Source organism: Nocardia sp. NPDC051833 (assembly GCF_040681225.1).
GTDB lineage: Bacteria > Actinomycetota > Actinomycetes > Mycobacteriales > Mycobacteriaceae > Nocardia.
The window spans coordinates 568,373-591,661 of record NZ_JBFAYK010000003.1; the positions used below are offsets into that span (position 1 = coordinate 568,373).

Here is a 23,289-nt window from a genome sequence, read left to right on the forward strand (position 1 = left end):
CGAACCACCTTGCGTATAGGCAAATCGACGGTTAACCGGCGGAGTCAGCCTAACTCCGCCGGGATCGCCTGTCGCGCCGGAACGCCCGTGTCCGACCGCTGTTCACACGCGGAAACGCGATCTCAACCGTAAAGCTTCACAAATGCCTCGAGCGAGCGTTCGATGTCGCCGCGCAGCGCCTTGGCCACGGCCGAGCCGATCGGGCCGAACAGGGGCGCGCCGCCGAGGTCGATGTCGACACTCACCTTCGAGCCGCTGCCCTTCGGCTCGACCAGCATGGCCAGCCCGAACTTGGTGCCGCCGATGCCCGCACCGGTGAGCGCGAGCCGGCGCGGGGGCTCGGCGGTGCGTACGGTCCAGGTGACCTTGTTGCGGAATCCCTTCACCCGCGCGATGCCGATGAGCACCGTGCCCGGGGTGAGATCGTCGGGCAGGGTGCCGCGCCACGCCTCGTGGATGGTCAGCCAGTCGCCGAGCGCGGGGAGGTCGGAAGCGTGCGCCCACGCCTGGTCCGGCGGGACGGGGACATCGACGGAGAGCTTCAGTTTCGCCACGCCCGGATGGTATCCGGTACCCGAGGTTCCGCCTCGACCGGATCGCGGCATAGCAAACCAGAATAGATCAACTGCCCAGCTGGACGTGCGGGAATTCTGATGCCGGACAGGACGATCCGCGCCGGAGTCGATCATGGTGCTGCTACTGTGTGCGGGTCGCTGGAAGCGGGGCGTGTCGATCGGATATCCGAAGCCACCGCGCTCCCGGGCGAATGCCTCCCGGGCGGGCCGGTGAGGGCCCACCGGCCAGGGCGTGGTGTGGTCGACGACGACGAAAGATCTGATGAACTCAGGAATCGCGGTGCTGTTACTCGTCATCGGAGCGCCGCTGTTACTGCTCGCGCTGGCCGTGACGGTCTTCGCCATGCGCAACGAGCGCCAGCAGCGACTACGGGCCGACGCCGCCATCCGCGAGCGGGTCGCGTGTGAGAACGCGCTGATCCAGCTCGCGCAGACGACGCTCCCGGGGATCACCGCGGCCGTGCGCAGGCACGAGATCCCCGTGGTCGCCATCGAGCTGCCCGCCGAACTGCAGGAGACGCAGGTCGGCCAGGTGCTGCAGATGATCGCCACCGGTCACGCGGAGGACCTGCGGGTGGTCACCGAGGAGACCAGGGCGATGGTCGAGCGCTACGGCGAGCAGCGGCGCACCAGCGAGGTGCAGGCCGCGCAGGAATCCGCGCGCGCGGATCTGTCGGCCACCTCGCGGGCCGCAACCAGCGCCGCGGTGCGCTCGTTCGGTACCTCCGTGGTGAGCCTGGGCACCGATCTCGGCCAGGTGGTGAGCGCGGCGCTGCGCGAGCACCGCGACGACGCGATCTACGAGACGCTGACCAGGATCGACCACACCGTGCAGCAGATGATCCGGCAGGCGCAGTCCTACGTGATCGTCTCCGGTGGTCTGCCCGGCAGGCGCTGGCCGCAGCAGTCGCTGACCGACGTGGCCGGTGGCGCCACCGGACGCGTGCGGGAATACCTGCGGGTGCGTTCGGGGCAGTCCGACCGGGTGGTGATCAGCCGTGCGGTCGAACCGCTGGTGCACACCCTGGCCACGCTGCTGGACAACGCGCTGCGGTATTCGCCGCCGTCGTCGTTCGTCGAGGTCGGGTTCCAGGAGGGGCATCACGGCGTCACCGTCATCATCGACGACGCGGGCATGCGGATGAGCCCGGAGCAGCTCGAGGACGCGCGACAGGTGCTCAGCGGCGAACGCGCCGTCGACATCCACGATCTCGGTCCCGCGCCGAAGGTCGGTTTCCCCGGTATCGCGGCCCTCGCGCGGCGCTACGGGTTCTCCGTCCACGTCGACGGGCCGAACATCTTCGGTGGCATGCGGGCGATGGTCTACGTGCCGTCGGCGCTGCTGGTCAGCGGTGCCGCGCCGCGGCTGCCGGAGCCGGAACTCGCCGCGCCCGCGCACCTTCCGGTGCCGGTGCCGACGCTGGTCGAGGTCGACGCGCCGCACGCGGAGGTACACGAGATCACCAGTGGGGGACTACCCAAGCGCCGCCGCAGGCCGGTCGCGCCGGATTCGGCGGGAGTGCCCGCCGACGACGCGGGGCAGGCTCGCCCCGACCTCGCCGCTGCCTGGCACAGCGGCTCCCGCAGCGGTCGCCTCGCTGCGGCCGAGCGAACCACGGAAGGAACCGCCGATGAGCACACCGGTAGCCGATAGCACGAACCGATTGGCATGGCTGCTCGAGGACCTGGAGATCCCCGGCGTCCGCTTCGCGGTGCTGCTCTCCGACGACGGCCTGCGAATCGCGCACTCCCGGGGCGTGGCCAAGGACGACGCCGAGCGCTTCGCCGCGGCAGCCTCGGGCCTGCGCTCGCTCGGCAAGGCGCTCGGCGAGTTCTGCGGTGGTCCCGCGAACACCGTGCGCCAGAACATGACCGAGTACGACGAGGGCATGATCATGATCACCGCCGCCGGTGCGGGCGCCCTGCTAGGCGTCGCCACCACCGCCGACGTGGACGTCGCGCTGGTGGCGCACCGGATGAACGAGCTCGCCTCGCGCGTCGGCCACGAGATCGGCAGCGCGCCGCGGCACGGTGGCAGGTAATGAGCCGGGGCAGGCGCGATCCCGACCTGGTCAGATCGTATGTGCGCACCGGCGGCCGGGTTCGGGCCGCCCATGAACTGGACCTGGTGACCCTGGTCCGCTCGGTCGCCGACGCGCGACCCGATCACCGTCCCGACGAGCGCCGGGTTCTCGCGCTCACCAGCCGCCGCGGTGCGCTCTCGATCGCGGAGCTGTCGGCGTATCTGGATCTGCCCGCGTCGGTCGTGAAGATCATCGTGTCCGATCTGCTCGACAGCGGTCATCTACAGTGCCCGACTCCGGCCGAGGTGAAGCCGGAACTCGCGTTGATCAAGGAGGTGCTGCATGGTCTCCGTGCCATCGCGGGGTGAGGTCGACTACGTCGCGGAGACCGTGACCCGATCGGTGAAGATCCTGGTCGCGGGCAACTTCGGGGTCGGCAAGACGACTTTCGTGTGCGGGGTGTCGGAGATCCGGCCGCTGCGCACCGAGGAGACCATCACCGAGGCCAGCATCGGCGTCGACGACATGGCCGGGCTCGGCAGCAAGGTGCAGACCACCGTCGCCCTGGATTTCGGCAGGCTCACCCTGAATCCGCAACTGGCGCTGTACCTGTTCGGCACGCCGGGCCAGGAGCGCTTCGCCCCGCTGTGGGAGGAACTGGCCCGCGGTGCGCTCGGCGCGCTGGTGCTCGTCGACACCCGCCGCATCGAGAAGGCCGACGACGTGCTCTCCGCGCTGGAACAGCGTGGGGTGCCGTACGCGGTGGCGGTCAACGAGTTCGAGGGCTTCCGCCGCTACCCGCTCGAGGAAGTGCGTGAAGCGCTCGACCTGTCGCCGGAGACGCCGGTCGTCGCGGTCGACGCCCGGCGCCGCGACCACGGTCTGCGCGCGCTGATCACGCTGGCGGAGTATCTGTTCCAGCGGCAGGAAGCAACAGCGTCATGACGGTCGACCTCGCGGCGGCCGAGCGGGTCCCGATGTACGCCCCCGAGTTCGCCGCCGATCCCCAGGCGGCCTACCGGGAGATGCGGCGCCGATTCGGGTCGGTGGTGCCGGTGGAGCTGTCGCCGGGGATCCACGCCACCCTGGTCATCGGCTATCACGCGGCGGTGCGGATCCTCAACGATCCCGAGCACTTCCCGGCCGACCCGCGGATGTGGCAGCGCAACATCCCGCAGGACTGCCCGGTACTGCCGATGCTGCAGTTCCGCCCGGCCGCGCTGCGCACCACCGGTGCCGAACACGTCCGATACCGGCAGGCCAATGTCGCCGGGATCGCGGGCGTCGACCTGTACGCGATGCACGCCACGATCGAGCAGTTCGCGATCCCGCTGATCAACAGCTTCTGCTCGACCGGCTCGGCGGACCTGCTGAGCCAGTACGCGTTTCCGCTGGTGTTCCAGGCGCTGAACTCGATGCTGGGCTGTACGCCCGAGATCGGTCAGCAGGTGGCCACCGGCATGGCGCAGATCTTCGAGGGCGACGACGCCGAGGCGGGCAACAACCTGCTCGCCTCCGCGCTGACCGACCTGGTCGCGCTGCGCCAGCGCGAGCCGGGTGACGATGTCGCCACCCGGCTGCTGCACCACCCGGCCGCGCTCACCGACGAGGAGATGGTGCATCAGCTGCTGGTGCTCTACGGCGCCGGCATCGAGCCGATGCTGAACCTGGTGGTCAACACGCTGCGGCTGATGCTCACCGACGACCGCTTCGCGGGCAACGTCCTGGGCGGGAGCCTGTCCACCCGCGACGCGCTCGACGAGGTGCTGTTCACCGACCCGCCGCTGGCGAACTTCTGCATGACCTATCCGCGCCAGCCGATCCTGGTCGACGAGATGTGGCTGCCCGCCAATGAACCGGTCGTGATCAGCATGTCGGCCTGCAACAACGATCCGGCCATCGCCGGGCGCGATGTGGTCGACAACCGGGCGCATCTGGCGTGGAGCGCGGGCCCGCACGGGTGCCCGGCCAAGTCGGTGGCGTACCTGATCGTGCAGGACGCGATCGACCAATTGCTCGACGCCCTGCCGGAATTGCGCCTGGCCGTGCCCGCCGAGGACCTGGTGTGGCGACCCGGCCCGTTCCATCGTTCGCTGGCGGCCCTGCCGGTCGAGTTCCCGCAGACGCCGCCGCTGCCGCTGCCCTGATCCGCTAGCGCGGGCGCAGGGCCGGGCCGACGAACCGTTCGACCAGCTGCCGTTCGGCCGCGGCGTCGGGCAGCGGCCAGGTGAGCAGCGAGAGCACCACCCGCACGATCCAGCCCGCGGCCGCGTCGTCGGGGGCGATGTGGGTGAGCGCGGTCGCGATCCGGCCCAGTTCCGGCGCGTCGGCGAGGACTTCGTCGGTGTCGGGGGAGCGGTGCCGGACCAGCCATTGCCGCAGCACGGGATCGGCGCGGATCGCCGCGACCGCGGCCAGGATCGCCTCGACCGGGCGTCGGCCTGCTGGGACCTGAGCGACCGCGGCCTCGACGCGCGCGGCGACGGTGCCCGCCGCCCGGACCATGACCGCGCGGACCAGGCGTGGCTTCCCGCCGACGTGGCGGTACATCGTGGCGCGCGAGCAGCCCGCCGCCGCGGCGATGTCGTCGGCGGTGACCGCGTCGATGCCGCGGTCGAGGAACAGGGTGAGCGCGGCACGTTCGATCCGGTCGATCGCGACCGCGCGGCGGTCGCCGCCCGCCAGCCAGTCGGTGCTCATCCTGGTCTCCTTCGGCGTCTCGATGTGAGACGGTTTCGGCAATCTGTCTACCTCATTCCTCCCAGGCAGAACCTCATTTTCGGGAATCGTCTGCTGCTCGGCTCTTGAGACCATCTGTCTCATCACGAGACGGTTGTTGACCCTCTCGTCACCCCGGGGGACCGTGAGCGCCGACAACCTGATCAGGAAAGGCGGCGACGATGACCACGGACCTCGGGGCGATCGATCTCTTCGACGCGGCAGTACTCGACGACCCGTACCCGCTCTACGCGGCGCTGCGCGAGCACGCGCCGGTGTATCGGGTGCCCGGCACCGACTTCTTCCTGGTCGCGTCGTGGGCCGCCGTCACCGAGGCGACCGCGCGGACCCAGGACTTCTCCTCGCATCTGACCGCCGTGCTCGTCGCCCAGCCGGGCGCGGCGCCGGTCACCTTCGACCTCGATGCCACCGGGCAGGCCGTGCACGTGCTCGCGACCGCGGACGGCGCGGTGCATGCCGCGCATCGCGGCGTCGTCGGCCCCGCCCTGGCCAAGCGGGTCCGGACGCTGGGGCCGGTGGTCACCGAGCTCACCGAACAGCTGTGGGCGGAGGAACTCGACGGTGACCGGATCGACTGGGCGAGCGGCATGGCCGACCGGCTGCCACTGGCGCTGATCGCCGAACTCGTCGGATTCCCCCGCGCCGACGTGCCGCGATTGCTGGCCTTGGCCTACGACTCCACCGAGATGCTGGGCGGCGTCGTCGCCGACGGCCGAATGACCGACCTCGTCACCTCGGCCGCCGAACTGGCCCACTACGCCTACCTCGCGGTGAACGCGGCGATCGCACGGGCCGACGCGCCGGAGGTTCCGGAGGCGCTGATCGATGTGCTCGCCGCAGCCGTGGCGGCGGGCCGGATCGACGAACAGCAGGCCGTGCTGATCGTGGTCCAGCTGATCGGTGCGGGCGGCGAGTCGACCGCGGGCCTGATCGCCTCGGCGGCCCGCCTGCTGGCCACCGACCTGGACCTGCAGGACACCCTGCGCGACCGCCCCGGGCTGATCCCCGCCTTCCTGGACGAGGCCCTGCGGGTGGAATCGCCCTTCCGCGGACACCATCGGCACGTCGTCGCCGACACCGAACTGGCGGGAGTGGCCCTGCCCGCGGGCAGCCACCTGCTCCTGCTGTGGGGCGCAGCCAATCGCGATCCGGCCATGTTCGCGACGCCGGACGTCGTCGACCCGGCCCGCCCACGCGGCCGCGCGCACGCGGCCTTCGGCGCGGGCGCGCACTTCTGCATCGGCTCCGCCCTGGCCCGGCTCGAAGCCACCGCCGCCATCACCCTGCTGCTCGAACGCACCGAACGGTTCACCCTGGTCGAGGGCGCGCCACCACGCTGGGTACCGAGCCTGTTCGTCCGCCGACACGCGAGCTTGCCGCTGCGGGTGGTCCTCCGCTGATGGACCGGTCACCCGTAGCGGGTGATCCAGTGCAGCACCCGCCCGGACGCACGGCGACGGCCGGGCACTACGCCGGGTCCCTGCAGCGGAGGGCGGGCATGACGCCGGGTGCCCGGCGTGGCGGCGGCTGGGTGGGTGTCCGGGCCGGCTGTCGCCGTGGCGGGCGGGCGGGTGCTGCGCTGGATAGCCCTGCGACGGTGGGTGGGCCGGGTGTGCCGTGATGGGCGGGCGGGGCTGCGCCGGATGCCCCGCAACAGAGGGCGGGTGCAACGCCGGATGTCCGTGGTGGAGGTGACCGGTGTCCGGCGATAGCGGTGTGGCACGGTGGCGGGGTGCGCACCACGCTTCTCCTGCCTGTCTGCCTGCTCCCTGCCACCATGCTGTTCGCCGGGTGCACCACCACCCCGGGGCCCACGGCTGCTCCGGCGACAGTGGAGTCCGTGACGAAATCCGTCTCCGCTCAGGCGGTTCCATCCGCCTCGCCGGTGTCGTCGGTCGTACCGCCGGTCGCGGGCCGGACGGTCGTCCTCGATCCCGGGCACAACGGCGGCAATGCCGCGCACCTCGCGCAGATCGACGCGCGGGTGCCCGATGGTCGGGGTGGTGTCAAGGCGTGCAACACCACCGGGACCGCTGCGGCGAGTGGGTACACCGAGCACGAGTTCACCTGGGATGTCACCCAGCGGGTGCGCGACGCGCTCGTCGCCCGGGGCGTGCGGGTGATCCTGACCCGCGACGACGACACCGGCGTCGGACCGTGTGTCGACCGGCGCGCGGCGATCGGTAACGACGCGGTGGCCGACGCGGTGGTCTCCATCCACGCCGACGGCAATACCGGCGCGGGCGCGCACGGTTTCCACATCGCCTACTCGGACCCGCCGCTGAATCCGGTGCAGGCCGACGCGGGCGTGCGACTGGCGACCGCCCTGCGGGACGCGATGGTGCGCGGTGGCGCGGTGCCGTCCACCTATGTCGGCGCGGCCGGGCTCGACCCGCGGGCCGACCTCGCCGGTCTCAATCTCGCGCAGCGTCCGTCCGCCCTGGTCGAATGCGGCAACATGCGCTCCGATATCGACGCCGAACTCATCGAGACACCGGCGGGCCGGGCCCGCTACGCCGAACTCATCACCGCCGGGATCCTGGCCTTCCTCGGCTGAGCCGGACGAATTTCGAGGAAGTCGCGCAACGTTCGCCGGTCCCGTTCGGCGGTGCAGCGTGCTGCTCTCGGTAAGCGTCCTTGTTGTCAACTGGATGTCATTCCGGCAACATTCGGCAAACATCCGGAAACCCCGGAGCTGGACTGTTAGCCGACTGCTTGCCGCTGATGCGAACCGGTTGGTTCGAAACTCGGAACATTCGTCGTATTCGCACCGTGTGAACAACGGTGGCGAATACCGGTGAGTAGCCGTATTTTTCGCTATTCCGATGCTTGACGGGTGATCTTCGCCGCCCTACTGTCCCTGTCACAGTTCGATATCGAAGTGTTCGTGACATCGCTCGAAATGTTTCCCCCCGGATGGCACGCCGGCCCCTGCCGTCCTCCGTGTGCGTTTCCTAGGAGTATTGATAGTGCGAAGCCGAATTCTGTCCGTCGCCGGAGCCATGGCCCTGACACCCCTCGTCACCCTGCTGGTCCCCGCCGTGAACGCCGAAGCCCACGGCTGGGTCGCCGGACCGGCCAGCAGGCAGGAACAATGTGCCCGCGGACTCGTTTCCTGCGGTGCGGTGAAATACGAACCGCAGAGTGTCGAAGGTCCGAAAGGGCTGAAGAATTGCAGCGCGAACAAATATCCCGAACTCGACGACGACAGTCTCGGCTGGGTTCCCCAGAAAGTCTCCGGGCGCACCACCTTCACCTGGAAGAACACCGCCAATCACCGCACCCTGAATTGGGAATACTTCCTCGGAGACACCCGGATCGCGGTGATCGACGGCCGCAACGAGCAGCCGCCCATGGAGGTCAGCCACACCCTCGACCTGTCGCAGTATTCCGGCCGCCAGAAATTGCGCGCGGTCTGGAATATCGGTGATACCGCGGCCGCCTTCTACAGCTGCGTCGACCTCGAGATCGGCGGCGGTGGTGGCGGAACGCCGACCACGACCACCCCGAAACCGACCACGACCACGCCGCCCGCCACCACGACGAAACCCCCGACGACGACCCCGCCCGCCACGACGACCACACCCCCGGCCACCACGACACCGCCCGCTACGACCACCCATCAGCACCCGACCACCACGGCCCCGGCCGCGTCGGCGTGGCGGCAGGGCGCCACCTACGCGATCGGTGACAAGGTCACCTACCAGGGCGTCACCTACAGCTGCAGGCAGGCGCACACCGTGCACGACCCGAATTGGACGCCGCCGAACACCCCCGCGCTCTGGTCGCGCATATAGCGGCCCGGGCCGGGAAACGTTTCGTGTGTTCTCCCACCATCGGTCACGCGATGGGGTGAGGATTGACCTCGACTCGCCGGCCTCGCGTTCGGCCGGCCCCGCAGCACAAGGACGTGAGATATGAGTGACAGGAAATTAGCCTTCGCCATCGCGGCCACCGGGACAGCGTTGCTGGCCATGACGGTCGGTTCCCCGTCCGCCTCGGCGGTGGTCTCGCAATTGACGGTCGATCCCGGACTCAGCTTCGGGCTGGCAACCAATTACGGCACCGGCTGCACCCATCATCTGGTGGCCCGGCTCAGCGTCGACCTCGAACCTGTCTCCTTCTACGACAACGGCGTGCTGCTGGCCGTGGTCGTTCCGCTCGACGGCACCGCCAGCATCGACTGGATCCCGGCCGGCGGCGGTCCGCACAGCCTGGCGGCCCTGCAGGGCGGGGTCGGCCGCGGCGCCGACGTGCACGTCGGCAAGGGCTACCGCTTCGGGGAATCCTGCGTGGTCACCGGCGGCTGACCCGCGACACCGACGATGGCCCGGTCCGCACGGACCGGGCCATCGTCGTCTCCGCTACTTCTTCGACGAGGCGAGCTTCTTGTCCCCGCCCTTCTTCGCCGACTTCTTGGCGGGCTTCGCGGCCTGCTGCTTCGGGGCCGATCCGTTGGTATCCGCGGTGTTCGCCGGGGCCTGGGCGGTGACGACGAGATCGTCACCGGCGGTGTCGACCAGCACCGTCGCCCCCGGATCCATCCCGCCGTCGAGCAGCAGCCGCGAGATCCGGTTGTCGAGCTCCTTCTGCACCGTGCGCCGCAGCGGCCGGGCGCCGAACTCGGGCTGGAACCCGCGATCGCCCAGCCAGTCCACCGCCGAGTCGCTGATCTCGAGCCCGATGTCCTGGGCCGCGAGCATGCGCCGGGTCTTGTCCAGGATCAGGTTCACGATCCGTTCCAGCTGCGTCTTGTCCAGCCGATGGAACACGATCTGCTCGTCGATGCGGTTGAGGAACTCGGGCCGGAAGTGCCCGCGCAGCCGCTCTTCGAGCTCGGGCACGATCGAATCCAGATCGCCCTTGGGTGCCTTCAGGATCAGGTCGGAGCCGATGTTGGAGGTCATGATCACGATGGTGTTCTTGAAATCGACGGTGCGGCCCTTGGAATCGGTGACCCGGCCGTCGTCGAGCAGTTGCAGCAGCACGTTGAACACATCGGGGTGCGCCTTCTCGACCTCGTCGAACAGGATCACCGAGTACGGCTGCCTGCGCACCTTGTCGGTGAGCTGGGCGGCGTCGTCGTAGCCGACGTATCCGGGCGGCGCGCCGACGAGCCGGGAGACCGTGTGCTTCTCCTGGAACTCGCTCATGTCGAACCGGATCAGCCGGTCCTCGTCGCCGAAGACGGCCTCCGCCAGGGCTTTCGCGAGTTCGGTCTTGCCGACACCGGTCGGGCCGAGGAACAGGAACGAGCCGATCGGCCGGTTCGGATCCTTGAGCCCGGCCCTGGCCCGGCGCACCGCCTCGGCCACCGCGACGATCGCCTCGTCCTGCCCGATCACCCGCTTGTGCAGGACGTCCTCGAGCTGGAGCAGGCGCTGCTTCTCCTCGGCGGTCAGGTCGGCGACGGGGATGCCGGTCTGCCGGGAGATCACCTCGGCGATGTCGACGACCGCCACCTCGGGCTCGCCGGAGCGGACCCCGGATTCCTCGAGCTCCTCCTCCTTGGCCGCGATATCGGCCTTGATGGCGTTGGCCTTCTCGTAGTCCTCGTTGTCGACGGCGGCGTCCTTCTCCCGGTACAGCCGCGCGATCGCCTCGTCCCTGGCCTTCACCTCCGGATCGGGGGTGCCCGAGCGCAGCCGGACCCGCGCGCCCGCCTGGTCGATCAGATCGATCGCCTTGTCGGGCATGAACCGATCGGTGATGTAGCGGTCGGAGAGCTGGGCCGCCGCGACCAGCGACTCGTCGGAGTAGCGCACCTGGTGGTGCTCCTCGTAGACGTCGGCCAGGCCGCGCAGGATCTCGATGGTGTCCTCGACCGAGGGCTCCGACACCATCACCGGCTGGAACCGGCGCTCCAGCGCCGCGTCCTTCTCGATGTACTTGCGGTATTCGTCGATGGTGGTCGCGCCAACGACGTGCAGTTCACCGCGGGCGAGCGCTGGCTTGAGCAGATTGCCCGCGTCCATCGAGCCCTCGCCGCCGCCACCGGCGCCGACGATGGTGTGCAGTTCGTCGATGAAGACGATCAGTTCGTCCTTGTGCGCGCGGACCTCGTCGAGGATCTTGGTGAGCCGCTCCTCGAACTCGCCGCGATACTTGCTGCCCGCCACCAGCGTCCCGACATCGAGCGCGATGACCCGGCGGTCGGCGAGCGTGGACGGCACATCGTTGTTGACGATCCGCTGCGCCAGGCCCTCCACGATGGCGGTCTTGCCGACACCGGGGTCACCGATCAGCACCGGATTGTTCTTGCGCCGCCGCGAGAGGATCTCGATCGTCTGCTCGATCTCCTCGGCCCGCCCGACCACCGGGTCGACGAGACCTTCGCGGGCCTCCGCGGTGAGATCGCGGCCGTACTCGTCCAGCGTCGGCGTGTCGGTCTGCTGCTGCCGCTTGGTGGGCGCGCCCGTGGTGGCTGGACCCGAGGAGTTGCCGCTCTGGGTGGCGGCGATGCCAGCCATCAGCGCCTGCGCGGCCACCGAGTCCGGAAGCGAGGCGATACCGAGCAGGATGTGCTCGGGGCCGATGTAGCTGCTGCCGGACTGGGCGGCCTGGCGCTGGGCGGCGCGCAGCGCCATCTTGGTGCCGGGGCTCAGGGTGATGTCGGCGAGTTCGTTCTCGCTGGGCGAACCGGTGTCGAGGAAGTCCTGCATCTGCTCGGCAACCTGGTCGGGGTCGAGGCTGAGCTCGGCGACGATGCTGCGGCCCGGCTCGGATTCGGTGGCGGCGTAGAGCAGATGCTCGGGCGTGATCTCCGGATTGCCCCATTCCTGGGCCGCCTCGCGCGCCGAACCGATGAGCAACTTGGCATTGTCGGTCATCAGTCTGCCCAGGTCGATGCGCTGCACGGGGGGCTTGGCCGACATCCCGGGGCCGAAGAATCGCTGGAAGATGTCATCGAACGAGTTCATCGAACTACCTGGCCAGCTGGCTGTCATGTCCACACCTCTTCGCTCGTCGTGCCGCTCGCGCGGCGACTCATGCAGATCGGGTCGGTACTGCTAGCAATACTTCGGCATCCTCGGATGGGGTGCAAGCGATTGGACAGTTTCACATCTGCAATGTCGTGGGGTGTGGCGCGCAAACCAAAGTCCGGCCGAAGCGGCCCGAAACCACCGGTTTTGTCTGATTCTTGATCGAGGAACGGCACGGGCGGGTAGCGTGGCGACCCGCGCGGCGGTATCGACCGTGGCGCCCATTTTTGCCCGCCGACCGACTGGTCGAACAGGCCGACGGGAAGAGCACGGAGTTTGGTCACCGACGTCATCGATGTCACCGCGGATTTCACGATCTCGCGTCAATCACTGTGGGACGTCCTGCTGGACCCCCAGAGCTATCCGCGGATGTTCACCGGCATCGGCAGCTGCGAACGGGTCGAGCGCCCCGACGGTTCGGTGGTCTGGCAGGTGCGGGTCGGCTCGGCGAGCGCGGGGATCGAGACCCACGAGTTCGTGCTCGAGATCGGGCGCTGGTACGAGAGTTTCGAGCTGCGCAGCTCCGCGCTGGGCAGTTTCGCCGCGATCCGCCTGCGCGGTGACGAGCAGCGCACCCGCCTCGACATCACCCTGTTCGCCGCGGCCAGGGTGCACCCGATGCTCGGCGCGCGCAGCAACTCCGCGGTCACCGACTGGGTGAAGGCCGGACTGCGCCGCACCGCCGACATCATCGCGGGCACCAGATCCTCGATCGTGATCAACGCCGAGCGCTCGGTGGTGCGCCGCAATACCGGGGTGGTGCGCAGCATCGCGGCCACCGGGCTGATGCGCCCGGAACCCGTCTCGATCGTGAAACAGCTTCGCTCCCTGGCGAAGTGGGGCTTCAACCTGGCCGGCGGCTACGCCGCGGGCGCCGCGCACACGCCGACGCGCCTCGCGGTGATCGGTCCGCACGGCACACGCACCTTCGCCGAGGTCGACGAAAGGTCCACCGCGCTGGCCGGGGCGATGTACTCCCTCGGCCTGCGCGCGGGTGACGCGATCGGCCTGCTCGCGCGCAATCACGCGGGCATGGTCGAAACCATGGTCGCGGCGGGCAAACTCGGTGTCGACGTGGCCCTGCTCAACGCCGGGCTGTCGGGGCGGCGGATCGAGGAGATCGTGCAGCGGCACCGCCTCAGCGCGGTCTACGTCGACGGGCAGCTGGAGACCCTGATCCGCTACCTGCACAGCGACGTGCCCCGGTTCACCACCGACGACCAGCCGCCGGACCCGGAACGCACCACCATCGACGGCCTGATCACCTTGGCGCAGAACGATTTTCCGGTGCCCGCCCATCCCGGCAGGCTGATCGTGCTCACTTCCGGAACCAGCGGCTCACCGAAGGGCGCGCGCCGCCCGCACCCCAAGGGCTTCGGCACCATCGCGGCCCTGCTCTCGCGGATCCCGATGCGGGTCGAGGAGGTCGTACTCATCCCGGCGCCGCTGTTCCACACCTGGGGCCTGGCCGGGTTGCAGCTGAGCACGGCCCTGCGCGCGACCGTGGTGCTGACCGACGGCTTCGACGCGCTCGCCTGCCTGCGCGCGATCGTCGAGCACCGGATCACCACGCTGATCGTCGTCCCGACGATGGTCGAGCGGCTGCTCGACGTGCCCGACGAGGTGCGCGCGAGCTTCGATCTGTCCAGCCTGCGTCACGTCGTCAGCTGCGGCGCGCCGCTGGCCGGGGCCACCGTGCTGCGCTTCCTCGACACCTTCGGCGACGTGCTCTACAACGTGTACGGCTCGACCGAGGTGTCCTGGGCCAGCGTCGCCACGCCCGCCGACCTGCGGGTCTCGCCGACCACGGCGGGCCGCCCGCCGCTGGGCACCCGGGTGGCCGTGCTCGGTCCCGACCTGCGCCCGGTGCCGGTCGGCGCGACCGGGCACATCTTCGTCGCCAACCACATGCTCTTCGACGGCTATGTCAACGCCGCGCCGCCGGAGGAGGCCGACGGCATGCTCGACACCGGCGATCTCGGCTATCTCGACGCCGCGGGCCGGTTGTTCGTCGCGGGCCGCGACGACGAGATGATCATCTCCGGTGGCGAGAACGTCTTCCCGCGGCCGGTCGAGGAGGCGCTGGCCCATCTGCCGCAGATCACCGAGGTGGCCGTGGTCGGCGTGCCCGATCGGGAGTTCGGGCAGCGGCTGGCCGCGTTCGTGGTGAAACGCGAAGGGGCGGGCCTGGATTCGGACATGGTCCGGACCTACATCCGCAACCGGCTCAGCCGCTTCTCGGTCCCGCGCGATGTCACCTTCCTGTCCGCGCTGCCGCGCGGGGAGACCGGCAAGATCCTCAAGCGGGTGCTGGTGCGCCCGGAGTCAGCCCTGAGCGAGTAGCCGCCGCAGCGCCCGCTCGATCGCGGCCGCGGCCTGTTCGCGCGAGCGGCCGCGCCGATCCCGCAGGTGGTGGTGGGCGGGCCAGGCCAGCGCGCCCTCGACCAGGTCGAGCAGTTCGTCGTCACCGGCCAGTTCGGGAGCGAACAGGGCCGCCAGGGTGTCGCGGATACGGTCGTCGGTGCGCCGCATCCGCGCGTCGATCTCGGCGACGGAGCGGGATTCCTGCAGACCGGGCAGGCGCGGGGACCGCTGGAGGTCGAAGACGGCCGAGCTCTGCCGGACCGCCAGGGTGATCCGCTCCGCCAGCGGCAGGGTGGGATCGGGGGTGACCAGGCAGGCCTCGACCGTCGCCGACTGGCGCTCGACCGCGGCGACGAGCAGGGCCTCCCGATCGGCGAAGTGCACGAAGATACTGCGCTCGGAGGTGCCTGCCCTGGCGGCGATCGTGCGCGTGGTCGGCGCGAAATCGCCGTCGGTGAGGGCGGCGAGGAGCCCGTCGATGATGGCCTCGCGGGTCTTCTCCGGATCGCGGCGCCGTCGCGGCGGGCGCGCGGTGTGCTCGCCCGTCGCCGCGGTCTCGTGCCCTGAACTCATCGGCCCATCACAGCACAGACCGCCCGCCCCCGGGTCACTCGCTCGGCGGCACCGCCGTCCGGTTCATCACCGAATGCGTGCGCGAGTAGCCGAAGTAGACGATCAGACCCACCACCAGCCACGCCAGGAACCGCAGCCAGGTCTCCCACGGCAGCGAGTAGATCAGGTAGGCCGAGAACCCGATGCCGACCAGCGGGATCACCGGCATGAACGGCAGCCGGAACGAGCGCGGCGCGTCGGGCCTGGTGCGGCGCAACACGATCACCGCGACGCACACCACGATGAAGGCCATCAGGATGCCGATGTTGGTGAGCTCGGCGACGGTGTTGATCGGCAGCACGCCGGCCAGGATCGCCGCGCCGACGCCGACGATCCAGGTCACCCTGGTCGGCACCTTGCGGGTCGGGTGGGTCTTGGCGAACCACGCGGGCAGCAGCCCGTCGCGGCTCATCGCGAACCACACCCGGGTGACGCCGAGCATGAACGTCAGCACCACGGTGACGATGCCGACGATCGCGCCGACGGCGATGATGTTGGCGACGCCCGGCATCCCGACCGCCTCGAACGCGGTGGAGAACCCGCTGGTCGGGCTGATCTCGGTGTACTTCTGCATACCGGTGAGCACCAGTGTGGCCAGCACGTAGAGCACCATGGCGATGGCCAGGGAGTAGATGATCGCCTTGGGCAGGTGCTTGCGCCCGTCGACGGATTCCTCGGCCGCGGTGCTCATGGCGTCGTAGCCGAACACGGCGAAGAACACCGTCGCGGCGCCCGTCCACACCGCGCCGACGCCGAACGGGAAGTACGGGTCGTAGTTGGCGCTGTCGATGTGGAACACGCCGAGCACGACGATGAGCACCACCAGCGCGACCTTGATCCCGACCGCGACGGTCTCGAACCGGCCGACGCTGCCGATCCCGCGCGAGAGCACCCACGCGGTGCCCAGGCAGAACAGCACGGCGAACAGGTCGACGACCCGCCCGTCGCCGGTGTCGGGCGCGCCGAGCATCCACTCGGGCAGGGTCAGGCCGATCTGGTCGAGCAGGAACCCGAAGTAGCCGGACACACCGATCGCGACCACCGCCGCCACGGCGATGTACTCCAGCAGCAGGTCCCAGCCGATGAACCAGCCCGCCAGCTCACCGAGCGAGACGTAGCCGTAGGTGTAGGCCGATCCCGCCTTGGGCACCATTCCCGCGAACTCGGCGTAACACAGCGCCGCCGCCGCGCTGGCCACACCGGCGATCAGGAACGAGATCAAGACCGCGGGACCGGTGACCGAGTGGGCGACCGACCCGGCCAGGGTGAAGATGCCCGCGCCGATGATGCCGCCGACGCCGATCGCGGTCAGCTGCCACAGCCCGAGCGATTTGGCGAGCCGCTCGTCGCTCGGGATCTCGTCCTCGACCTCGACGAGGGGTTTGCGGCGCAGCATCTGGGCGCGCAACTCTGCGAAAGACATTCGCGTTCCTTCCGTCGACGCACACCAGTACACCGCCACGTCGGGGCCGCGGGCGCCGAGAGTGAATATTGTTCAGCGCCCGCCGACCAGCGCGCGCAGGAAGAACCCCAGGTTGGCGGGCCGTTCGGCCAGCCTGCGCATGAAATATCCGTACCACTGGTCACCGTAGGGGACATAGACCCGAACGTGGTTGCCCGCGTCGGCGAGTCGCTGCTGTTCGTCGGCGCGGATGCCGAACAGCATCTGGAACTCGTACTCCTCGGTCTTGCGTTGCGCCGACTGCACCGCGACCCCGGCGGCGGCGAGCACCGCCGGGTCGTGCGAGGCGATCATCGGGTACCCCGCGCCCGCGGTCAGGATCGCCAGGCAGCGCAGATAGGAGGCGTCGACCTCGGCGCGGTCGCGGAAGGCCACCGACTCGGGTTCGTCGTAGGCGCCCTTGCACAACCGGATCCGCGAGCCGGGACCGGCCAGCGCGCGGCAGTCGTCCTCGGTGCGGCGCAGGTAGGCCTGCAGGACGGTGCCGAGCCACGGGTAGTCGGCGCGCAGCTCGCGCACGATCTCGAGGGTCGAGTCGGTGGTGGTGTGGTCCTCGGCGTCGACGGTGACCCACAGGCCCGCGGCCTCGGCGGCCGCGCAGATCCGGTGCGCGTGCTCGCGGGCGATGGCGTGTCCGTCGCGGGGCAGGGCCTGGCCCAGCGCCGACAGTTTCACCGACACCTCCAGCGGCCGCACGGCGCCCGCCGCCACCTCGGCCTGGGGGAGCCGGCCGAGCGCGGCGACGAGTGTGCGGTACTGGGCGACGGTCGATTCCGCGCTCGCCAGATCGGTGGTGTCCTCGCCGAGATAGTCGACGCTGACGAAACGGCCGGAGCGCAGCAGGGTTTCGGCCGCGCGCACCGCCTGGTCGACGGTGGTGCCCGCGACGAAGCGGGCCACCACGTCCCGGCTGACCGGCAGCCGGGTGATGGCGCGTTCCAGTCGCGGCGAGCGGGCGGCGGCGAGCAGGGTCGAGCGCAGGACGGCGGACATCAGCGGACCTCCGGGTCGGGTGCCTGATGGGGATAGCGGTGCTCGGTCGGCGGGGTGAAGGTTTCCTTGATGGTGCGCGCGGAGGTCCAGCGCAGCAGATTCTGCGCCGAGCCCGCCTTGTCGTTGGTGCCCGAGGCGCGCCCGCCGCCGAACGGCTGCTGGCCGACGACGGCGCCGGACGGTTTGTCGTTGATGTAGAAGTTGCCCGCGGCGAAGGTGAGCCGGTCGGTGGCGGCGGTGATCGCGGCCCGGTCCTCGGCGATGATGGAGCCGGTCAGACCGTAGGCGCTGCCCCGGTCGACGAGATCCATGGCGGCGGTGAAAGCGTCGGGGACGCGGTCGTCGTAGACGTGCACGGCCAGGATCGGGCCGAAGTACTCGGTGCGGAAGATCTCGTCGGCGGGATCGTCACCGACGACGACGGTCGGTTCGACGAACCAGCCGACGCTGTCGTCGCTGTGGCCCCCGGCCACCACGGTCAGCCCGGGCGTCGCCTTGGCCCGCTCCAGCGCGGCGGTGTTGCGGTCGAAGGCGCGTCGATCGATCAGTGCCCCACCGAAATTGGTGAAGTCGGCGACGTCGCCGTAGCGCAGCGCGGCGGTCCGCTCGATCAGGTCCTCCGACATCGCCGCCCACACCGAGCGCGGGACGAACGCGCGCGAGGTGGCCGAGCACTTCTGCCCCTGGTAGTCGAACGCGCCGCGCAGCAGGGCGGTGGTGAGGACCGCGGGGTCGGCCGAGGGGTGGGCCAGCACGAAGTCCTTGCCGCCGGTCTCACCGACGAGCCGCGGGTAGGTGCGGTACCGGTCGATCCGCTGCGCCACCTCGCGCCACAGGTGCTGGAAGGTGGCCGTCGAGCCGGTGAAGTGCACGCCCGCCAGTCGTGGATCGGCGAGGACGACCTCCGAGATCGCCGGTCCCGCACCGTGGACGAGATTGATCACCCCGGCGGGCAGTCCCGCCGCCTCGAGCAGCCGCATCGTCAGGTAGGCGGCGACGGCCTGGGTGCGCGCGGGTTTCCACACCACGGTGTTGCCCATCAGCGCGGGCGCGGTCGGCAGGTTGCCCGCGATGGCGGTGAAGTTGAACGGCGTGACCGCGTAGACGAAACCCTCCAGCGACCGGTACTGCATCCGGTTCCACACCCCGGGCGCGGAGATCGGCTGTTCGGCCAGGATGCGGCGGGCGAAGGAGACATTGAAGCGCCAGAAATCGACGAGTTCGCACGGCGCGTCGATCTCGGCCTGGTAGGCGGACTTGGACTGGCCGAGCATGGTCGCGGCCGCGATCGTCTCGCGCCAGGGTCCCGCCAGCAGATCCGCGGCGCGCAGGAAGATCGCGGCGCGATCGTCGAACGACATCGCCTGCCAGGCCGGTGCCGCCGCGGTGGCCGCCTCGACCGCGGCGGTGGCCTCGGCGGCGGTCGCGTCGTGCAGGGTGCCGAGGACGGCGGCGTGCCGGTGCGGCTGGACGACGTCGACGGCCGGGCCGTCGCCGGGCACGTGGCGGCCGCCGATGACGTGCTGGATGTCGGTGGGTGTCGCGGACAGATCGGCGAGGGCGGTGCGCAGCCGGGCACGCTCCGGGGTCCCCGGGGCGAAGCTGCCGACCGGTTCGTTGACCGGCGGCGGAGTGGTCGCGATGGCGTCCATGAGGGCGGCTCCTGCGTCGAGTGGTGGCGGGATGTGACGTAGTCAACACCGGGTGTCACGCGGCATAATCGGCTGATCGGACGAAGAACAGCGCAAGGGTTCATCCGATCGGACAAAGCCGGGAGGTCTGTGATGCCGGACGACGCCACGACGCTGGGCGAGCTGATCGCCGCCCTCGACCACACCGTCGCCACGCTGGTCGACGCGCCGGCGGGGGAGTCGGTGCCGCTGCGCTCGGTCGCGCTCGCCGAGCCCGCCGACCTGCCCGACCAGCTCGAGACCGAGGGGGCGCTGCCGACGGTGTATCTGCTGGTCGGTGTCGATGCCGAGGCGACCGTGCGCTGGCTGCGGGGCGTGGGCGCCCGCGATCCCGGCCAGCGCCCTCGCGTGCTGATGACCAAGAGCGCCAACGACTCGCCCGCCGTGCGGGCCGCGGCGTCGGCGGCCGGGCTGGCGCTGGTGCACGTGCACCGGCAGGCCCGCTGGGACCAGGTGTTCGCGCTGGTGCGCCGGATGCTGGCACGCTCGCCCGGCCAGCGCGCCGCGGCCGACGAGCACGACCTGCTCGCCCCCGACACCGACCTGTTCGGCCTCGCGCAGGTGGTCGCCAAGGAGACCGGCGGCATGGTGTCCATCGAGGACCCGCAGTCGCATGTGCTGGCCTACTCCGCCTCCGACGCCTCCGCCGACCAGTTGCGCATCCGGTCCATCCTCGGTCGCGAAGGACCGGGCGACTACCTGCGGATCCTGCGTGACTGGGGGGTCTTCGACCGGGTGTGGCGCAGCGACGAGGTCGTCGACGTGCCCGAACATCCCGAACTCGACATCCGGCGCAGGCTGGTGGTCGGCATCCGGCGCGGTACCCCCGAGCGGGTGCTCGGCACCATCTGGCTCCAGCAGGGCGATCGCCCGCTGCGGCCGGACGCGGCGCAGGTGCTGCGTGGCGCGTCGGCGGTCGCGGCGCGGATCATCGCGCGCGGGCTGGACGCGCCGTCGACCGAGGCCCTGCTGGTGCGCCGGTTGTTCGGCGCCCACGGCGACGGTGTCGACGTTCCGTCCGTCGCCGCCGCGCTACACCTGCCGACCGCGGGTCCCGCCGCGGTGATCGGCTTCGCCCCGGTCGGCCCGGTCGCCGACCTCACCGCCTCCAGCGGCCTGATCCGCTTGCACGCCAGCGCCTTTCGCGACGACTCGGTGACCGAGGCGATCGGTGACCGGGTGTACGTGCTGCTGCCGTCCTATCACTCCGAGCGTGGCGTCGGCTCCTGGCTGCGCAAGCTCGTCGCGCAGCTGGAACAGGCGCGCGGGCTGGTGGTGCGCGCGGCCGTCGCGGCGCCGGTGGCGGGGCTGACGGCCGTCGCGGGTGCCCGCGCCGAAGTCGATCGTGTGCTGGACAGCCCGGCGGCCGCGGCGTCGGGCAGCCGGGTCGCCACCCTGGCCGAGGCCAGGACGGCCGTGCTGCTGGCCGAGATCGTCGAGCTGGTCCGGGACCGGCCGCATCTGCACGATCCCCGGCTGGCCGTGCTCGACGCCTACGACCGCGAACACGCCGCCGAGCTGCGCGGCTCGGTGCTGGCCTATCTGCGGGCGCACGGTGAGGTGAGCGCCGCGGCGGCCGCGCTGCGCGTGCATCCGAACACGCTGCGCTACCGGCTGCGCCGGGCCGAGGCCGTGCTCGGGATCGACCTGGCCGACCCCGCCGACCGGCTGCTGCTCGAGATCCAGCTGGCCGCTGTGCCGATTGCTCAGTCGTAACTCAGTTATTGCAGTTATGCTGCAATAGCGACGCCGGTCGCACCGCTCGTGCGGCGGGGAAGTGATCACCTGAGTGAGGATGTAGTGGTGGACGGGACGAACACGGATCGGTTCGAGGTGTCGCGCCGCGGCATGCTCGGCGTCGGAGCCGGGGCGGCCGCCGCGCTGGCCGTCGGCCTCACCGTCACCGGCTGTGGCGACGACAGCGGCGAGGTCAGCCCGTCGATGACGCAGACCGACCCGACGAAGTCCGTCGCCGACGCCAATCGCGCGCTGACCGACACCCTGCCCTTCGGCGACACCGCCGATTTCGCCGACGCCGATCGCGGCTGGATCGCCTCGCTCGAGCCGGGCAAGGTCACCGACGCGGCGGGAAAGGTGGTGTGGGACAACGACTCCTACGAGTTCCTCGCCGGTGCCTGTCCGCAATCGGTGAACCCGAGCCTGTGGCGGCAGTCCCAGCTCACCGTCAAGCAGGGGCTCTACGAGATCGCGCCCGGCTATTACCAGATCCGCGGCCTCGACCTGTCGAACATGACCCTGATCGAGGGCGACACCGGCGTCGTGGTGATCGACCCGCTCGTCTCCGCCGAAACCGCGGCGGCGGGCCTGGCGCTGTATCGCAAGCACCGCGGTGACCGGCCGGTGACCGGCCTGATCTACACGCACTCCCACGTCGACCACTTCGGCGGCAGCTACGGCGTCCTCGCCCCGCAGGACGTCGCGGCGGGGCGCTGCCCGGTGCTCGCGCCGGCCGGCTTCCTGGAACACGCGGTCGCCGAGAACATCTACACCGGTACGGCGATGGCCCGCCGCGCCGCCTACATGTACGGCGCCGCCCTACCGCGCGGACCGAAGGGCCAGATCGGCTCGGGTCTGGGCCAGACCACCTCGACCGGAACGGTCAGCCTCATCCCGCCCACCCGCGACATCACCCACACCGATCAGACCGAGACGGTCGACGGCGTGCGGATGGTCTTCCAGCTCACGCCGGGCACCGAGGCACCCGCGGAGATGAACCTCTACTTCCCCGACCGCCGCATCCTGTGCATGGCCGAGAACGCCACGCACACCATGCACAACATCGTCACCCTGCGCGGCGCGCTGGTCCGTGACCCGCACGTCTGGGCGAAGTACCTCACCGATTCGATCAACCGCTACGGCCGCCGCAGCGAGCTGGTGTTCTCCTCGCACCACTGGCCGATCTGGGGCACCGACCGGATCGTGGAATTCCTGTCCCTGCAACGCGATCTGTACGCCTACCTCAACGATCAGACGCTGCGGCTGCTGAACAAGGGCTACGTCGGCGCCGAGATCGCCGAGATGATGACGATGCCGCCCGCGCTCACCGCCGCCTGGTCGACGCACGGCTACTACGGCTCGGTCAGCCACAACGTGAAGGCCGTCTACCAGCGCTACATGGGCTGGTTCGACGGCAACCCGGCCCACCTCTGGGAGCATCCGCCGGTGGAGAACGCCCGCCGTCACGTCGACGCCATGGGCGGCACCGCCGCGGTGCTCCAGCAGGCGCAGCGGGCCTACGACGCCGCGGACTTCCGCTGGGCGGTGCAGCTGCTGAACTACGCGATCTTCGCCGATCCCGACAACGGCACCGCGAAAGCCCTGCAGGCGAGCGCGTTCGAACAGCTGGCCTACGGCGCCGAGAACGCCACCTGGCGCAATTTCTACCTCAGCGGCGCCTACGAACTGCGCAACGGCTCCTTCGGCACCCCGACCGCGGCGAATTCGGCGGCGCTGGCGGCGGCGCTGAGCGTGGAGCAGGTGTTCGACGCGATGGCGCTGCGCATCGACGGGCCCAAGGCCTGGGACGTCCGGACCACCAGCGACTGGCGGATCAGCGACGAGGGCAACCGGACCCACCGCGTGGAACTGCGCAACGGCGTGCTCGTGCACTACGACCGGTTCCCCGGCGACGACCTGCCCGCGCCGGATGCCACCCTCACCCTGACCAGGCCCGTGCTGATCCGCAGCCTGGCCGGCGGCGGCGATCTGAAGAAGGAAGTGCTCAGCGGCGACATCATCATCGAGGGCGACATCACCGCGCTGGCGAAGCTGCCCGGCCTGATCGACAAGCCGGACCCGAACTTCGCCATCGTGACGCCGTAAGCG

The 23,289-nt window shown here is 70.3% G+C and carries 19 protein-coding genes; 12 read left to right on the forward strand and 7 right to left on the reverse strand.

Translation table 11 applies throughout. The annotated features are described in order from the left end of the window. Positions 1-122: 122 nt before the first annotated feature. Positions 123-554 (reverse strand): SRPBCC family protein, encoded by a 432-nt coding sequence (locus tag AB0L91_RS27235; protein WP_355281939.1) that lies wholly within the window; start codon positions 552-554, stop codon positions 123-125. Positions 555-837: 283 nt separating this feature from the next. On the opposite strand from AB0L91_RS27235, the gene AB0L91_RS27240 reads away from it, so the two are divergent. The 5 genes from AB0L91_RS27240 to AB0L91_RS27260 are packed head-to-tail and all read left to right on the forward strand — an operon-like array spanning position 838 to position 4,746. Next, on the forward strand, positions 838-2,229 hold the full coding sequence (locus tag AB0L91_RS27240; protein ID WP_365014865.1) for a sensor histidine kinase: 1,392 nt from the start codon (positions 838-840) through the stop codon (positions 2,227-2,229). Beyond that, positions 2,207-2,617 carry a roadblock/LC7 domain-containing protein gene (locus AB0L91_RS27245; protein WP_355281944.1) on the forward strand — a complete coding sequence of 137 codons (411 nt, stop codon included), beginning with the start codon at positions 2,207-2,209 and terminating at the stop codon, positions 2,615-2,617. The genes AB0L91_RS27240 and AB0L91_RS27245 overlap by 23 nt, the downstream gene beginning before the upstream one ends. Beyond that, complete coding sequence (locus AB0L91_RS27250; protein WP_218717406.1) at positions 2,617-2,967, forward strand: DUF742 domain-containing protein; 351 nt, start codon at positions 2,617-2,619, stop codon at positions 2,965-2,967. The genes AB0L91_RS27245 and AB0L91_RS27250 overlap by 1 nt, the downstream gene beginning before the upstream one ends. Beyond that, positions 2,942-3,544, forward strand: coding sequence for an ATP/GTP-binding protein (locus tag AB0L91_RS27255; RefSeq protein WP_355281946.1), 603 nt, complete (start codon positions 2,942-2,944; stop codon positions 3,542-3,544). The genes AB0L91_RS27250 and AB0L91_RS27255 overlap by 26 nt, the downstream gene beginning before the upstream one ends. Beyond that, entirely contained in the window at positions 3,541-4,746 is a 1,206-nt protein-coding gene (locus tag AB0L91_RS27260; protein ID WP_365014869.1) for a cytochrome P450, read from the forward strand. Before AB0L91_RS27255 ends, AB0L91_RS27260 begins: the two co-directional genes overlap by 4 nt. Before the next feature lie 4 nt (positions 4,747-4,750). Here AB0L91_RS27260 and AB0L91_RS27265 read toward each other — a convergent pair whose 3' ends face one another. Next, on the reverse strand, positions 4,751-5,299 hold the full coding sequence (locus tag AB0L91_RS27265; RefSeq protein ID WP_357349873.1) for a helix-turn-helix domain-containing protein: 549 nt from the start codon (positions 5,297-5,299) through the stop codon (positions 4,751-4,753). Between the two features lie 200 nt (positions 5,300-5,499). On the opposite strand from AB0L91_RS27265, the gene AB0L91_RS27270 reads away from it, so the two are divergent. The 4 genes from AB0L91_RS27270 to AB0L91_RS27285 all read left to right on the forward strand — a co-directional run bounded on the left by AB0L91_RS27270 (position 5,500) and on the right by AB0L91_RS27285 (position 9,648). Next, positions 5,500-6,738 (forward strand): cytochrome P450, encoded by a 1,239-nt coding sequence (locus AB0L91_RS27270; protein WP_365014872.1) that lies wholly within the window; start codon positions 5,500-5,502, stop codon positions 6,736-6,738. A 440-nt stretch (positions 6,739-7,178) separates the two neighbouring features. After that, the gene (locus AB0L91_RS27275; RefSeq protein WP_365014875.1) at positions 7,179-7,895 is read left to right on the forward strand and encodes an N-acetylmuramoyl-L-alanine amidase; all 717 of its coding nucleotides are present in this window, start codon (positions 7,179-7,181) and stop codon (positions 7,893-7,895) included. Between the two features lie 445 nt (positions 7,896-8,340). Further along, positions 8,341-9,135 carry a carbohydrate-binding protein gene (locus tag AB0L91_RS27280; RefSeq protein ID WP_365014878.1) on the forward strand — a complete coding sequence of 265 codons (795 nt, stop codon included), beginning with the start codon at positions 8,341-8,343 and terminating at the stop codon, positions 9,133-9,135. A gap of 120 nt (positions 9,136-9,255) precedes the next feature. Continuing rightward, positions 9,256-9,648, forward strand: a complete 393-nt coding sequence (locus AB0L91_RS27285; protein WP_365014881.1) for a hypothetical protein — start codon at positions 9,256-9,258, stop codon at positions 9,646-9,648. A 54-nt stretch (positions 9,649-9,702) separates the two neighbouring features. On the opposite strand, the gene AB0L91_RS27290 is transcribed toward AB0L91_RS27285, so the two are convergent. Beyond that, entirely contained in the window at positions 9,703-12,285 is a 2,583-nt protein-coding gene (locus AB0L91_RS27290; RefSeq protein WP_365014884.1) for an ATP-dependent Clp protease ATP-binding subunit, read from the reverse strand. A 312-nt stretch (positions 12,286-12,597) separates the two neighbouring features. Here AB0L91_RS27290 and AB0L91_RS27295 point away from each other — a divergent pair, with 312 nt between their 5' ends. Then, positions 12,598-14,664, forward strand: coding sequence for an AMP-binding protein (locus AB0L91_RS27295; RefSeq protein WP_365014886.1), 2,067 nt, complete (start codon positions 12,598-12,600; stop codon positions 14,662-14,664). On the opposite strand, the gene AB0L91_RS27300 is transcribed toward AB0L91_RS27295, so the two are convergent. From AB0L91_RS27300 to pruA, 4 genes are all read right to left on the reverse strand, one after another. After that, entirely contained in the window at positions 14,647-15,258 is a 612-nt protein-coding gene (locus tag AB0L91_RS27300; protein WP_365014888.1) for a helix-turn-helix domain-containing protein, read from the reverse strand. The two genes, AB0L91_RS27295 and AB0L91_RS27300, sit on opposite strands and share 18 nt — an antisense overlap. A 34-nt stretch (positions 15,259-15,292) precedes the next feature. Beyond that, positions 15,293-16,720, reverse strand: a complete 1,428-nt coding sequence (locus AB0L91_RS27305) for an amino acid permease (RefSeq protein WP_357349855.1) — start codon at positions 16,718-16,720, stop codon at positions 15,293-15,295. A gap of 72 nt (positions 16,721-16,792) precedes the next feature. Next, a complete protein-coding gene (locus AB0L91_RS27310) occupies positions 16,793-17,752 on the reverse strand; it encodes a proline dehydrogenase family protein (RefSeq protein WP_365014891.1) in 960 nt (319 codons plus the stop codon). Beyond that, a complete protein-coding gene (gene pruA, locus AB0L91_RS27315) occupies positions 17,752-19,404 on the reverse strand; it encodes an L-glutamate gamma-semialdehyde dehydrogenase (RefSeq protein WP_365014893.1) in 1,653 nt (550 codons plus the stop codon). The genes AB0L91_RS27310 and pruA overlap by 1 nt, the downstream gene beginning before the upstream one ends. A 132-nt stretch (positions 19,405-19,536) precedes the next feature. Between pruA and AB0L91_RS27320 the strand changes: the two genes are divergently transcribed. Then, complete coding sequence (locus AB0L91_RS27320) at positions 19,537-21,159, forward strand: helix-turn-helix domain-containing protein (RefSeq protein ID WP_365014895.1); 1,623 nt, start codon at positions 19,537-19,539, stop codon at positions 21,157-21,159. A 225-nt stretch (positions 21,160-21,384) separates the two neighbouring features. Next, complete coding sequence (locus AB0L91_RS27325; protein ID WP_365015296.1) at positions 21,385-23,286, forward strand: alkyl sulfatase dimerization domain-containing protein; 1,902 nt, start codon at positions 21,385-21,387, stop codon at positions 23,284-23,286. The last annotated feature ends 3 nt before the right edge of the window (positions 23,287-23,289 follow it).